This window comes from Pseudomonas floridensis (assembly GCF_002087235.1).
GTDB lineage: Bacteria > Pseudomonadota > Gammaproteobacteria > Pseudomonadales > Pseudomonadaceae > Aquipseudomonas > Aquipseudomonas floridensis.
Genome location: NZ_MUIO01000004.1, coordinates 1 through 14013 on the forward strand (window position 1 = coordinate 1; position 14013 = coordinate 14013).

At 61.2% G+C, this 14013-nt stretch carries 13 protein-coding genes; 7 read left to right on the top strand and 6 right to left on the bottom strand.

The window, feature by feature from the left end; translation table 11 throughout:
- The 4 genes from BZK31_RS01535 to BZK31_RS01550 form a co-directional block, all read right to left on the bottom strand.
- On the bottom strand, positions 1 to 1368 hold a 1368-nt coding region (locus tag BZK31_RS01535; RefSeq protein WP_083181049.1), incomplete at its 3' end, for a molecular chaperone.
- 180 nt (positions 1369 to 1548) lie between these two features.
- A complete protein-coding gene (gene asd / locus BZK31_RS01540) occupies positions 1549 to 2427 on the bottom strand; it encodes an archaetidylserine decarboxylase (protein WP_167377822.1) in 879 nt (292 codons plus the stop codon).
- A 52-nt stretch (positions 2428 to 2479) separates the two neighbouring features.
- Positions 2480 to 3295, bottom strand: a complete 816-nt coding sequence (locus BZK31_RS01545; RefSeq protein ID WP_083181000.1) for a rhodanese-like domain-containing protein — start codon at positions 3293 to 3295, stop codon at positions 2480 to 2482.
- 45 nt (positions 3296 to 3340) lie between these two features.
- Positions 3341 to 4873 carry an HDOD domain-containing protein gene (locus BZK31_RS01550; protein WP_083181001.1) on the bottom strand — a complete coding sequence of 511 codons (1533 nt, stop codon included), beginning with the start codon at positions 4871 to 4873 and terminating at the stop codon, positions 3341 to 3343.
- Positions 4874 to 5079: 206 nt separating this feature from the next.
- Here BZK31_RS01550 and motA point away from each other — a divergent pair, with 206 nt between their 5' ends.
- Both motA and motB read left to right on the top strand, forming a co-directional pair.
- The gene (gene motA / locus BZK31_RS01555; RefSeq protein WP_083181002.1) at positions 5080 to 5931 is read left to right on the top strand and encodes a flagellar motor stator protein MotA; all 852 of its coding nucleotides are present in this window, start codon (positions 5080 to 5082) and stop codon (positions 5929 to 5931) included.
- A gap of 3 nt (positions 5932 to 5934) precedes the next feature.
- Positions 5935 to 6966, top strand: a complete 1032-nt coding sequence (motB, locus tag BZK31_RS01560) for a flagellar motor protein MotB (RefSeq protein ID WP_083181003.1) — start codon at positions 5935 to 5937, stop codon at positions 6964 to 6966.
- Positions 6967 to 7023: 57 nt separating this feature from the next.
- Here the strand turns inward: motB and rsgA are convergent, their stop codons facing one another.
- On the bottom strand, positions 7024 to 8055 hold the full coding sequence (rsgA, locus tag BZK31_RS01565) for a small ribosomal subunit biogenesis GTPase RsgA (RefSeq protein ID WP_083181004.1): 1032 nt from the start codon (positions 8053 to 8055) through the stop codon (positions 7024 to 7026).
- 109 nt (positions 8056 to 8164) lie between these two features.
- On the opposite strand from rsgA, the gene orn reads away from it, so the two are divergent.
- Both orn and BZK31_RS01575 read left to right on the top strand, forming a co-directional pair.
- Positions 8165 to 8698, top strand: coding sequence for an oligoribonuclease (orn, locus tag BZK31_RS01570; RefSeq protein WP_083181005.1), 534 nt, complete (start codon positions 8165 to 8167; stop codon positions 8696 to 8698).
- A gap of 112 nt (positions 8699 to 8810) precedes the next feature.
- Positions 8811 to 9422 carry a trimeric intracellular cation channel family protein gene (locus BZK31_RS01575; RefSeq protein ID WP_024695743.1) on the top strand — a complete coding sequence of 204 codons (612 nt, stop codon included), beginning with the start codon at positions 8811 to 8813 and terminating at the stop codon, positions 9420 to 9422.
- 49 nt (positions 9423 to 9471) lie between these two features.
- Here BZK31_RS01575 and queG read toward each other — a convergent pair whose 3' ends face one another.
- On the bottom strand, positions 9472 to 10551 hold the full coding sequence (queG, locus tag BZK31_RS01580) for a tRNA epoxyqueuosine(34) reductase QueG (protein WP_083181006.1): 1080 nt from the start codon (positions 10549 to 10551) through the stop codon (positions 9472 to 9474).
- Positions 10552 to 10614: 63 nt separating this feature from the next.
- Here queG and BZK31_RS01585 point away from each other — a divergent pair, with 63 nt between their 5' ends.
- The 3 genes from BZK31_RS01585 to BZK31_RS01595 are packed head-to-tail and all read left to right on the top strand — an operon-like array spanning position 10615 to position 14002.
- Positions 10615 to 12105: an NAD(P)H-hydrate dehydratase gene (locus tag BZK31_RS01585; protein ID WP_083181007.1), complete on the top strand. Its 1491-nt coding sequence runs from the start codon at positions 10615 to 10617 to the stop codon at positions 12103 to 12105.
- Complete coding sequence (tsaE, locus tag BZK31_RS01590) at positions 12093 to 12563, top strand: tRNA (adenosine(37)-N6)-threonylcarbamoyltransferase complex ATPase subunit type 1 TsaE (protein WP_167377820.1); 471 nt, start codon at positions 12093 to 12095, stop codon at positions 12561 to 12563. The genes BZK31_RS01585 and tsaE overlap by 13 nt, the downstream gene beginning before the upstream one ends.
- A gap of 14 nt (positions 12564 to 12577) precedes the next feature.
- Positions 12578 to 14002, top strand: coding sequence for an N-acetylmuramoyl-L-alanine amidase (locus BZK31_RS01595; protein WP_083181009.1), 1425 nt, complete (start codon positions 12578 to 12580; stop codon positions 14000 to 14002).
- Positions 14003 to 14013 lie beyond the last annotated feature (11 nt).

Below are 14013 nucleotides of genomic sequence, written 5' to 3' on the forward strand. Positions count from 1 at the left end.
CCCCACCAGCTCGCCGGCCTGCAACTGTTGCGGCACTTCCTTGTGCCACGCCAGGCAATAGCCGCCCGGACTGTGGTTGACGATATTGAGGTCGAACGTCGGGAAGGTGTGCTGCGCGTTGGAAGCGGCGTCACCCTCCATGTCGGACTTCTGGTATTCGATTTCCTCGTAGGGCAGCAGCACGGACGAGGTATTGCCGCGCTGCGTATCGAACGCCGAGGACCAGGGGTCGTCATCGTTCTCGTTGACCACCTTGAGCGCAAAGTCGGCAACGTTGCTGGCGGTTTTCAACTGCAAGAGCTGGCTGAACGACTTCTGCCCGGCCACGTAGTAATGCAACGCGCTCATGCCAATGCACAACTTCAACGTGCCCTGGCCTGCAGTGCGCTGAAAAGTGCGCTCGGCGACATCGCCCCAGGCGGCTGCCAGATGCTGGAGCAGATCCGTGTTCACGCCGGTCGGTATCAGCAATTTGGTGGGGCCGCGCTGATCATCCGGCAGAGCCAGGTAATGATTGATCGCATCCGCCAGTGCCATTGGCTGAATCCCGAGCATCTTCGGCAGTTGCTCATCGCTGAACAGGGTGCGATACAGCGGCGGCTTATCGGACGTCGGGTCCAGAGCCAGCAGGCTGTGCCCATCGGCTGGCACCTGCAATGTCACCATCGCACTCCACGCTTCGAGCGCGTCGGCCAGTTTACCGATGTTCAACTGGCGCATCTGATTGCAGCGCGAGCAGCCCATCAGCAACGCAATCACGTAGGTCTGCTCTGCGGACAGCGTACGGGTGTGATGGGCCAGCGGCTCGTCTACCGGTGTGCGATGCAGCTGGAACTGGCGGGCGATCTGATAGAGCTGGTGCAGTTCGAGCCACAGGCCGTCCTGCACCGGACAGTACAACTGATTGGCGCGAATCAGCGGTCCGTTCAGTCCGTGCAGCGCTCGTTGCAGGGCGGTGGCCAGCATCGGACTCTGGTCCTTGCTGTAGCGCGGCGCGATCTGCTGAATGACTTGCTTGTAGCCGGTTGCCAGATGATTCTGCAACGCCTGACACAGGTTGGCGACCTTGCGCGGACGCTCGTCGAGCACGATGGCCTGATTGAGAAAGTGCCGTTCCAGGTGCTTGCAGACGAAATAGACTTCCGGGCGCAACAACTCCAGCATTTGCAGGCGGTTGTCGCTGGGCGTGATCAACTGATTGAGTTCGGCCAGTCCCTGATAGAGCTGACGGGCCATCTCGCCCAGATTCGCTTTAGGCAGCCGGGAGATCCAGCGTTTAAGGTCGCGGGGCGTGGCTTCACTGAATGACAGGCTCGACTGCGTTGGCGTGGGTGCACGCAACAGCAGAGGAAGGCTCAAATTACTCATGTGACAGGCGAACTCCAACGACTCACTGGCCCGAACGGTGGCTTCAAATCGGCTGCCGGTCACATCTCGCGGAGTGGATGTGGAACCCGGCGCCGATGAAAGTGCGACGTATCCTACTGCACCGATGGCCTGACTTTACCAGTAACGCTGCTGAAGCGCAGCTATTATGGCCTGAAGCCATCAAGCCTCGACGGGGTTCGCCGGAACCGCGAGCGCCTGACCCATCTGAACCTTGGACAGAGCGCTCAGTTGTTCAGCCCATTTCACCTGATTCGGGCCGAACAGCACGATAGCCGTGGAGCCCAGCTTGAAGCGGCCCATCTCGGCACCTTTCTCCAAGTGGATCGGCGCGCGTGCGGCTTCGTCATAACTGACGGTTTTCAGCTCACGCTTGGGGGGTGTGACCAGTCCGGCCCAGACGGTTTCCACCGAGGCGACGATCATTGCGCCGACCAGCACGACGGCCATCGGACCGCGTTCGGTGTCGAACAGGCAGACAACGCGTTCGTTACGGGCGAACAGCTCCGGGACATTTTCGGCAGTGGTCTGGTTGACCGAAAAGATCCGGCCGGGAACGTAGACCATTTCGCGCAGGGTGCCGGCCAGCGGCATGTGCACGCGGTGGTAATCCTTCGGCGACAGGTAGACGGTGGCGAACTCACCGCCCATGAACGGCGCGGACAGCTTCGGGTCGCCGCCGAGCAATTCCAGCACGCTGAAGCTGTGGCCCTTCGCCTGGAAGATGCGGCCGTGATCGATGGAGCCCAACTGGCTGATGGTGCCGTCGGCGGGTGACAGCACTGCGCCTGGCGTGGTGTCCAGCGGGCGAGCGTCGGCCTTAAGAGCGCGGGTGAAGAACGCGTTGAAGTGCTCGTAGGCGGTGATGTCCTCAACCAGAGCCTGCGACATGTCGACCTGATAGCGACGCACGAACCAGGCGGTGAACGCATTTTTGAACCAGGTCACGCGGCATTCGGCAACGAGACCGGCCAGACGGGACAGCAGGTGATGCGGTAACAGGTACTGGCTGAGGATAAACAAACGATCTTTCATTGATATTCCTGAACGTGATAAAGAAGCTGCGCGGCTCACCGCAGTGAGCCGGCCCTGATCATTTTTCGACCGGTGTGTCCGGGTGATTGCCCCATTCGCCCCACGAGCCGGCATACGCTTTGACCCTTGGATAGCCCAGCGCCTTGGCCACCAGATAGGTGAAGCCTGAACGATGGTGAGTCTGACAGTGGGTGATCACTTCCTTGTCGGACGTGATACCCAGGTGGTTGAGAATCTGCGGCATGTCCTCGCGGATACGCAGGTTGCGCGTCTTGTCCATGCCCGCGGTCCATTCGAAGTTGACGGCGCCCGGCACATGACCGCCCTTGGCTGCCAGCACTTTTTCACCCGAGTATTCGGTCGGACCGCGTGCGTCCCAGATCGCCAGATCGGCAGCGCCCAGACGGCTTTGCAGGTATTCACGGGTCGCGGTGGGTTCTTCGTGCAGCTTCAGCTTGACCGGGCCGCCGGCCGCATGCGGCACGTCTCGGCTCAGCGGCAGCGATTGCGCTTCCCAGGCCAGTACTCCGCCGTCCACGTAGTGATAACGGTGATGACCGATCACATCCAGCAGCCAGATAAAGCGCCCGGCCCAGCCGCCGCCTTCGTCGTCATAGACGACATAGACCGCGTCGGGGTTATGGCCCAGCTCGCCGAACAGTTTTTCAAGATCGCAATGCGCGGGCAGCAAGCCAGGCGCAGGCGGTTGGCCGAGCTGGGTACGCTTGGGATCAACGAAGTGCGCGCCAGGAATGTGCCCGGTGTCGTAGCGAGCACTGCTGGTCAGGTCCACCAGAATCAGTTCCGGGGCCTCCAGGCGCTCAAGCAGATCGTTGGGCTCGATGACCAACGGTAAGCCAACGAATACGGACATTTGCAGCCTCCGATGTAAAGAAAGATGCGAATTGTACGCCAGCCCTCATGCTTTGCGATGACTAAAAATGCCCAGTGCCCGCTCAATGCATTGCGCGGTTTTTCCGAATGCCTGAACTGAAATTTCCGACAGCGCGCCGCCACCCTGATCGGCGACCACCAGCATCATCACCTTGCCGTTGCTGCTCAATGAGCGAATCAGCCAGTGGTGGCCGCTGAACAGGCTTTTCAGTGGCGCAGGCAGCAGGGCAGAGAACTGCGCGATGTTGGCTGGCGTCATGCGCAACTGGGTCGGCTGGGTCAGGAGCCGTTGCAGAACGGTGCTTTCCTTTATAAAGAGCTGCATGGCTGCGGCTTCCGGTGGCACTCCGGCGCACTGATGCACGCGCAGCACCGTGCCGGTCTTGTCCAGCATCAGCAGCATGACGCGCTGCATGCCGCAGGCGACAAAGGCTTCGCGTGCCGAGGTGGTCAGGTGCATGGCGTTGATGAAGGGCGTGGGATCCTGCAGCAGTTCGGCGCATTGCTTGCGCCAGAGTTGCAGGGCGTCGGCCGAGGGCGGCGGCGCGGGTTCATTGTCTCGCCTTACTCGGCGTGCATCCCATGGCCAGATCAGTGATTCGGCCGGATGCCACAGATCCTTTTCATGATGAGCGCGCGCACTGCTTGCCGCATTCTGGTGGGCCTGCTGCTGCACCTCGCTCAACGGCTGCTGCAGATACAGGCTGGTCAGCCGCTCCCAGCGCAGGCAATGCGGGCTGTCCCACGCGTGTTGAGCGGCCAGGGCCAGGCCGTTGCCCAGCAATACGGTATTGGCTGGCTGGTTCAGCCAGCGCCGCAGATTCGGGTCGGCATCCATCATCTGTTGTTGATGCAAAGGGTCGTCGTCGCGTGCGATGCGCAACACCTTGACCAATTCGCGTCGTTCGCTGAGCAGCAGCTTATAGCCGCGTGTGACCCAGACCGGCAGGCGCCAGAACTCAGCCAGCGCCAGGCCCAGTTCCAGCAGATTGACGCCGAACAGTTCTTTTTCGACGGCAATGCTGGAGTGGCCTTTGTGAATGACCCGCAGTTCCAGCTCTTCGAGCAGCTTGGGATAGGCGAGGGCGATGGGCCACAACGGCGCCAGAAACAGCAGGCTGCCCAGATGAATGTCTTGCCACAGGCGCGCCAGGCGGCTGGCGAACAAGCCGCTGGCCTGCTGCGTGGCGTGCTGGCTGATCAGGACCAGTTGCCGAAAGACGGCCGGAATCTCGTCAGGCTGCCTGGCTGGCAGGCGACCTAGCAGAATTTCGGTACGCGCCAGCCCCAACCGGTTGATCGCGATTTCCAGGCTTTCAGCCTGTTCGGTGATCCCGTGAGTATGGTGGTTGGCCTCGCGCATGACGCTGAGCACAAGCGCAGGGCTTTCCTGCATCATTTCCGCGATTTCGCGCAGCGAACGACGGCTGTCGTTCAGGGCGGCACGGACCCGGTCATGGCTGGCGGCAGGTACGGGCAGATCAACGCCATCAAGCTGCCTGACCCAGGCTTCAAGCGTTTTTGGAATCGGCAGATGTGCGGGTTGCTTTGTCGACATTCGATGGCCTGTACAGCTGATTATCGAGCTGGGAGGCTGCCAGCGTTCAGGGGCGCAACAGCCATTTTCGGTCCCGCGATTCCGGACCGAACTGGTTTTTAGCAAGAACTGACTATAGTCTGGCCCAGTTAGGCCGATAAGGAGAAGAAGAGTTTCAAGAACTTCCGGACTGTCCCTGAACCCGACTCAGTAAAGTATTTTCTCCTATGGCTAAAATTATCGGCATCATTGTCGTTTTCGCGAGTGTCCTCGGCGGATACGTCCTGTCTCACGGCAAGATCATGGCCCTGTTTCAGCCTTACGAAGTGCTGATCATCGGCGGTGCTGCGCTGGGTGCATTCCTGCAGGCCAACCCCGGCCACATGACCATGCACGTGTTCAAGAAGTCGCTGAAGATGTTCGGCACGCGCTTCACGCACGCTTATTACCTCGAAGTGCTGGGCCTGGTTTACGAAATCCTCAACAAGAGCCGCCGCGAAGGCATGATGGCGATTGAAGGCGATATCGAAGAACCCGCCTCCAGCCCGATCTTCGCCAAATACCCCGGTGTGCTTAAAGACGAGCGCATGACTGCCTACATCTGCGATTACCTGCGCATCATGTCTTCCGGCAACATGGCGCCTCACGAGCTTGAAGGCTTGTTCGACATGGAACTGCTGAGCATGAAGGAAGAGCTCGAGCATCCTTCCCATGCCATCACCGGTATTGCCGACGGCATGCCCGGTTTCGGTATCGTCGCGGCGGTACTGGGTATCGTGGTGACCATGGCGTCCCTGGGTTCCGGCGACAAGGCGGCCATCGGTATGCACGTAGGTGCGGCCCTGGTGGGTACATTCTTCGGTATTCTCGCGGCCTACGGCTTCTTTGGCCCGCTGGCCACGTCCCTGGCTCACGATGCCAAGGAAGAAATGAACGTCTACGAATGCATCAAGGCTTCCCTGGTGGCTTCGGCATCCGGCATGCCGCCTTCGCTGGCCGTCGAGTTCGGCCGTAAAGTGCTGTATCCGTTGCATCGCCCCAGCTTCAGTGAGCTGGAACAAGCGGTTCGCGGTCGCTAAGCCATGGAAAATAATCAGCCGATAATCATCAAGCGCGTCAAGCGCTTCGGTGGAGGGCATCACGGCGGCGCCTGGAAAATCGCCTTTGCCGACTTCGCGACGGCGATGATGGCGTTCTTCCTGGTGCTGTGGCTGATGTCGTCCGCCACGCCCGAACAGTTGATCGCTGTGGCCGGTTACTTCAAGGACCCGGTCGGCTTTTCCGACAGTGGCTCGCCTTACGTGATCGATCTGGGCGGTTCGCCCGAGATGTCGCCCAACCAGACGCTTAATCCCGAGGTGAAAACCACGCCTTCTCCGGACACTGTGCCGATCGAATCCGACAACGCCGAATCCAAGGCCGAGGAAGTCGAGCAGGAACGTCTGGAAATGCTGCTTCAAGAACTGCAGAACAAGGTTGAAGAGAACCCGCAACTGCAGAAGTTCAAGGACCAGATTCTGTTCGAGATCACGCAGGACGGCTTGCGCATTCAGATCATGGATGCCGATAACCGCCCGATGTTCGACTCCGGCAGTGCGCGTCTGAAGCCGTACTTCGAGGACATCTTGCTGGCGATGGCCGATACCATCAAAAGTGTGCCGAACAAGATCAGCATCAGCGGTCACACCGACGCCACGCCATTCATAGGCAATGGCGGGTTCGGCAACTGGGAACTGTCTGCCAACCGGGCCAACGCCGCACGCCGCGCCCTGGTTGCGGGCAGCTATCCGGATTCGCAGGTGGCACGGGTTGTCGGCTATGCCTCGTCGGCGCTGTATGACAGTGCAAACCCGACCAATCCGGTGAACCGTCGCATCGATATCGTGGTGCTGACCAAAAAGGCTCAGCAGCGTATCGAAGGTGCCCAGAATTCCGGTGGTGCACCCCAAACGGCTCCGGCCCCGGCTGCCCCACCAGCACCGGGTGCAGCGCCAGGTGCGTCAGCCGCACCGGCACCGGTCGATCCGCAGGCCTATGCACAGCCGCACGAGATTCGGCAGAAGCTGAATATCTTCGAGCAGGGCACATTGAAGGTCGAACCGGCGCAGAACTGAGCCAGAGCCCATACGAAAACGCCGCGATCATCGCGGCGTTTTCGTTTCAGGCGTTGATCAGTAACTGTCTTCCGGCAGGCTGGCGATGATCGAACGATAGCTGTTCATGCGCTGCTGCTGCACGCGTCCGTCTTCCAGCGCCTTGAGCAGGGCGCAGCCCGGCTCGCGGTCATGCTTGCAGTCGCGGAAACGGCAGGTGCCGATCAGATCGTTGAACTCGATGAAACCGGCTTCCACATCAGCGCGGCTCACGTGGCCCAGACCGAATTCACGGATGCCGGGTGAGTCGATCAGATCGCCGCCACGCGGGAAGTGGAACAGTCGCGCGGTGGTCGTGGTATGCGTGCCCTGTCCGGACAGTTCGGACAAGGGACCGACGCGTGTTCCGACTTCCGGCAGCAGGCTGTTGACCAGCGATGACTTGCCGACGCCGGACTGACCCACAAACACACTGATGTGCCCGTCGAGGCGCGCCTGCAACTGTTGCATGCCGTCGCCCTGATGCGCGGACACTTCCAGCACCGGATAACCCAGCGTGCGATAGACCGCCAGCAACGCATTGAGCGCCGGGGCGTTCTGTTCGTCGATCAGGTCAGCCTTGTTGAGCAGCAACAGCGGGTGAATCCCGGCGTGCTCGGCAGCGACCAGGTAGCGGTCGATCAGGTTGGCGTGAGGCTCCGGCATTGGCGCGAACACGATCACGATCAGATCGACGTTGGCCGCCACTGGCTTGAGCTGACCGCGTGAGTCCGGGCGGCACAGTTCGGTGCTGCGCGGCAGTTGCGCAACGATGACGCCGATGCCCTGATTGCCGGCACGCCAGACAACCCGGTCGCCGGTGACCAGCGCGGGCAGGTTGGCGCGCAAGTGACAGCGGAACACCTGGCCGATCTGCTCGCCTTCCTGGGCCTCGACTTCGACCTGAACGCCGAAGTGGGCGATCACCAGGCCGGTCTGTTCCGGGCCCAGATCACCGCCTTCCAGTGTTTCGAGCGCGACAGACTCGCGTTTCGCGGCGCGGGCGGCACGTTCGCCCTGAATCTTTTCGATGCGCCAGTTCTGACGACGATTGAGTTGGCGTTTGGCCATGGGTGTTCCGATGTGATGTAGCTGATGAATTAAGCAGTACGGTGAATCGGGCGGCAGTCTAGCACGGCCGGGTAAGCTAAACTGCGCGCCTACGCTGAGGAGTCATCACATGCAGAACAAGCAGAACCTGATTTGGATCGATCTGGAAATGACCGGTCTGGACCCTGATAACGATGTCATCATCGAAATGGCCACGATCATCACCGACAGCGAGCTGAACACGCTTGCCGAGGGCCCGGTGCTCGCTATTCATCAGAGCGATGAAACGCTGGCCCGGATGGACGAGTGGAACACGCGCCAGCACGGCGGTTCGGGCCTGACCCAGCGCGTACGTGAAAGCTCGGTGACCATGGCCGACGCCGAAGCGCAGACGCTGGCGTTCATCATGCAGTGGGTGCCTGAGCGCAGTTCGCCGATCTGCGGCAACAGCATCTGCCAGGATCGCCGCTTCCTCTATCGCCACATGCCGAATCTGGAAAACTACTTCCACTACCGCAATCTGGACGTCTCGACGCTCAAGGAACTGGCGGCGCGCTGGTCGCCCAACCTCAAGTTCCAGAAAGGCAGCACCCACCTGGCACTGGACGACATTCGTGAGTCGATTGCCGAGCTGCGTTTCTACCGCGAGCACTTCATCAAGTAATACTCGGTGCCTGTGCAGTGAGCGCGCCCTCGCTGCACTCTTTCAGTGCGTAAGCCTTTCGGTGCACAACGGCGCTGGTTAAACTGCGCGCCCTTGCCGCAGAGTCGCCGCCATGTTGCTGATGCTTTACCTCATAGCCATTACGGCCGAAGCCATGACCGGTGCGCTCTCGGCCGGACGGCGTGGCATGGACTGGTTCGGCGTGGTGCTGATTGCCTGCGTCACGGCATTGGGCGGCGGTTCAGTGCGCGATGTGCTGATCGGTCACTACCCGCTGACCTGGGTCAAGCATCCGGAATATCTGGTGCTGACCAGCGTAGCGGCGCTGGTGACCATTTTCATCGCTCCGTTGATGCGCCATCTGCGCTCACTGTTTCTGGTGCTCGACGCGCTGGGTCTGGTGGCCTTCACCCTGATCGGCTGCATGACCGCGCTGGAGGCCGGACACGGCATGCTGATTGCCTCGGTGTGCGGGGTCATCACCGGCGTCTTCGGCGGCATCCTGCGGGACATCTTCTGCAACGACATCCCGCTGATCTTCCGCCGTGAACTGTACGCCAGTGTGTCATTCCTGGCGGCGTGGTGTTTTCTGCTATGCGGCTACCTGGAACTGCCTGCCGAACAGGGCGTGCTGATCACCCTGTTTGGCGGCCTGCTGCTGCGCCTGTTGGCGATCCGTTTTCACTGGGAAATGCCCAAGTTCGTTTACAAAGATGAACCGTGAGCGAGCGCTGCCGAAGACGGTGATCGTGCCTGCGCTCTGCGGGCATTCGCTAGCGCCCATGCCTGCTCAGCGCCCACTCCACATGCTCCCTGACCATCTGCGACGGGTACTCGCGGCGCATCTCCAGCGCCTCGATCACCACAATGGTCGAGGGCGCATTGCCCAGTCCGACTGCCAGATTGCGTAGCCAGCGCTCATACCCGGCGCGGCGCAGGGGCGAGCCTTCGGTGCGGCTTAGAAAGGTGTCCTCGTCCCAGAGAAACAGTTCGGCCAGTCCGGCATTGTCCAGATTGTGACGCGGCTGGAAATCGCTCTGATCGGTCGGGCGGGCGAAGCGGTTCCAGGGGCAGACGATCTGGCAGTCATCGCAGCCGAACACCCGGTTGCCGATCAGGGGGCGCAGCTCTTCGGGAATCGCGGTCTTCAGCTCGATGGTCAGATAGGAAATGCAGCGCCGCGCATCCAGCACGTAAGGACCGACGAAGGCGGCCGTCGGGCAGATGTCCAGACAGGCCGTGCAGCGTCCGCAATGCTCGGTCGCATGAGGGGCATCGACCGGCAACGGAATGTCGACGAACAATTCGCCCAGAAAGAAGAAACTGCCCGCCTTGCGATTGAGCACCAGAGTGTTCTTGCCGATCCAGCCCAGCCCGGCCTGCTCGGCGATGGCTTTTTCCAGAACCGGTGCGCTGTCGACGAAAGCCCGAAAGCCGAACGGGCCAATCGCCTGCTGAATGCGTTCGGCCAGTTGCTGCAGGCGTTTACGAATGAGCTTGTGGTAATCGCGACCCAGGGCATAGCGTGACACATAGGCTTTTTCCGGCTCGGTCAGGCGGCGGGCCATCTCGGTGTCGCCCGGCAGATAGTCCATGCGCAGTGACACCACGCGCAACGTTCCCGGCACCAGTTCGTCAGGATGGGAACGTTTGCTGCCATGGGCTGCCATATAGTCCATTTCGCCGTGATAGCCCGCATCCAGCCAACCCTGTAAATGCTGCTCGTGCTCGGCCAGGTCCAGGCCTGCGATGCCGACTTCCTGAAAACCCAGCTCACGGCCCCACGCCTTGATCGATTGCGCAAGGGTGACAAGGTCGTCAGAAGTGGGATGTTCAGCAGTAATAGCGGACATGCGCAGAGAGAAACCAGAGCCAAGGTGCGTATAATTCTGCCAGACATCGGAGTCCAGAGACGCATGTTAGACACGAAAGCTGATTTACCCGACGCGCTGTACAGTGCTGCGCAGGTCCGCGACCTCGACGCTCGGCTGATTGCCGCTGGCACGCCAGGCTTTGAATTGATGCAGCGTGCCGCTCATGCGACCTGGCGGGCGATCCGCAGACGCTGGCCCGAGGCGAGTGAGCTGACGGTGCTGGCCGGGCACGGCAACAACGCAGGCGATGGTTATCTGGTCGCCTCTCTGGCACACAAGACCGGTTGGCAGGTGCGCGTGCTGGCCGTGGGCGATCCGGCAGCCCTCAACGGCGACGCCGCGCAGGCTCATGCCGCTGCGGCAGGGGTGGATATCCAGCGCTGGGCAGGTCAGCCGCTGGCCGGGATTGTCGTGGATGCCTTGCTGGGCACTGGCCTTCAAGGCGATGTCCGCGAACCGTATCTGTCCGTCATCAACACCATCAATGCCAGTGGCCTGCCGGTGGCGGCGGTGGATATTCCATCGGGGCTGTGTGCTGACACCGGGCATTGTCTGGGTGTGGCCGTTCGCGCCGATCTCACCGTGACCTTCATTGGTCTGAAAATGGGCTTGCTGACCGGTGATGCCCCCGACCTGATCGGGCAATTGGTTTTCGACAATCTGCAGGCTGAGCCTGCGGTGGTTGCGCAGGCCCCGGTCACGGCAAGGCGCCTCGACCCAGCGAGCCTCCCGGCGCTGGCGGGCAGACCCCGCACCGCACACAAAGGGTTGTACGGGCGGGTTCTGGTCATTGGTGGCGATCACGGGTTTGGAGGCGCCGCACTGCTGAGTGCCGAAAGTGCGCTGCGCAGTGGTGCGGGCATGGTGACGCTGGCGACCCGTGCCGAACATGTACCCGCAGCGCTGACTCGCATGCCGGAAATCATGAGTGCCGGCATCAGCTCGGCGAACCAGCTTATGGGCCTGATCGAGGCAGCCAGCATTTTGGTGGTGGGGCCGGGGCTGGGTCAGGACAGTTGGGGGCGCAGCCTGCTGTCGGCAGCGGCCAACGCGGATCGCCCCCAGGTCTGGGACGCTGATGCGTTGAATCAACTGGCAACCGGTCGGGTGGCGCTGCCCGTCAACAGTGTCATCACTCCGCATCCAGGTGAAGCGGCGCGTCTGCTGGGCCTCAGTACTCAGGACGTGCAGGCTGATCGTGCCGCTGCCGCCCATGCGCTGGCTCGCAAATTCAACGCCGTGTGCGTATTGAAGGGGTCGGGAAGCCTGATCGCCGATGCCGATGGCCGAATGGCTTTGTGTGATCGGGGGCATCCGGCGATGGCCACTGCGGGTCTGGGCGATGTGCTGGCCGGTCTGATCGGCGCGCTGATGGCTCAGCACATGAAACCATTCGAGGCGGCCTGTCTGGCGGTGTGGTTGCATGCCAGCGCCGGTCAGGAAATCGGTGCTTCGGGGCGCGGCATGGCGGCCAGCGATATTATTCCGGCCATTCGTCAGTTATTGGAGGAGCTGAAACCGTGTCTGATTTAACGCTTCATCTGATCGGGGAAGAGGCCATGACGAACTTCGGTGCGCGCCTGTCGCAGGTCACCGAAGGCGTGGGCGTGATCTTTCTCGAAGGCGATCTGGGTGCGGGCAAGACCACGATTTCGAGGGGCTTGATTCGTGGATTCGGGCATGCGGGCGCGGTCAAGAGCCCGACCTTCACCCTTGTCGAGCCCTATGAAATAGGTGCCATCAAGGTCTTTCACTTTGATCTCTATCGTCTGGTCGATCCAGAGGAGCTGGAGTTCATGGGCGTGCGTGACTACTTCGACGGTGACTCACTTTGTCTCATCGAATGGCCCCAGCGTGGTGCAGGCTTTTTGCCAAAGCCTGACCTGACCATTACCATTAGGCCGCACGGAGAAGGTCGTTCCGTGATACTGAGCCCCACGGGTTCGCGTGGCGAACGCTGGTGTGCCACTTTGGCTTTGGAATTCAAATAGATATGGGGTTAGGTATGCGCATGCGCGCGCTGGTTACTGTAGTAGGTCTGCTGTTGATGGCCTTGGCTGTCGAAGCGCTGGCCGCTACGCAAGTACGAAGTGTCCGCTTATGGCGAGCGCCGGATAACACGCGCTTGGTTTTCGACCTGTCGGGACCTGTCCAGCACAGCGTATTTACCCTGACTTCACCTGATCGTCTGGTGATCGACATCAACGGCGCGACACTGGGCGGACCACTCAACGTATCCACCGCCAACACGCCGATCACCAGCATGCGTTCCGCGCAGCGCACGGCGACCGACCTGCGCGTGGTCATCGACCTGAAAAAGGCAGTGACACCCAAGAGTTTCACTCTGGCGCCGAATCAGCAGTACGGCAATCGCCTTGTCGTGGACCTGTTCGACAATGCTGCCGACGCCAACCCCACGCCTGTGCCCACCATTGCAGACACCCCTGCGAACACTGCGCCAGCGGTGCCGATCAGCCCGTCCAAGCCCGAAGTCAAGCTGACGCCTGTGCCCAATGGCAAGCGCGATATCGTGGTGGTGATCGACGCCGGTCATGGCGGCGAAGATCCGGGCGCGTCCGGCAGGGGCGGTGAGAAAGAGAAGAATGTGGTGCTGTCGATTGCACGGGAGCTGCAACGCCAGATCAATGCCGAGAAGGGCTACCGCGCCGAGCTGACGCGCACCGGCGACTACTTCATCCCATTGCGCAAACGCACCGAGATCGCCCGTGCCAAAGGGGCCGACTTGTTCGTTTCCATTCACGCCGACGCTGCGCCTTCGACGGCGGCCTTTGGTGCATCGGTCTTTGCTCTGTCTGATCGCGGTGCCACATCCGAAACCGCGCGCTGGCTGGCGGACAGTGAAAACCGTTCCGACCTGATCGGTGGTGCCGGTGCCGTGAGTCTGGATGACAAGGACCGCATGCTCGCAGGCGTACTGCTTGACCTGTCCATGACCGCGTCCCTGTCGTCGAGCCTGAACGTGGGCCAGAAGGTCCTGAGCAACATCGGTCGGGTGACCTCGCTGCACAAGTCCCGTGTCGAGCAGGCCGGCTTCATGGTACTCAAGTCGCCGGATATCCCGTCGATTCTGGTCGAAACCGGCTTCATCTCCAATGCCAACGAAGCCAACAAACTGTCGTCGGCCTCGCATCAACAGGCACTGGCGCGCTCCATCAATTCCGGTGTGAAGCAATTCTTCCAGCAGAATCCGCCACAGGGCACCTACATTGCCTGGCTGCGTGACAACGGCAAGCTGGCCCAGGGGCCGCGCAATCATGTGGTGCGCTCCGGCGAAACGCTGGCCATGCTGGCTGCGCGTTACGACATGAGTGTGGCTACGTTGCGCAGCGCCAATGCCCTGAAAACCGATGAGTTGCGCGTCGGTCAGGACTTGAGAATTCCAAGCGCCGAGGTTGCGACACAGCCATGAGCGAGGAAACA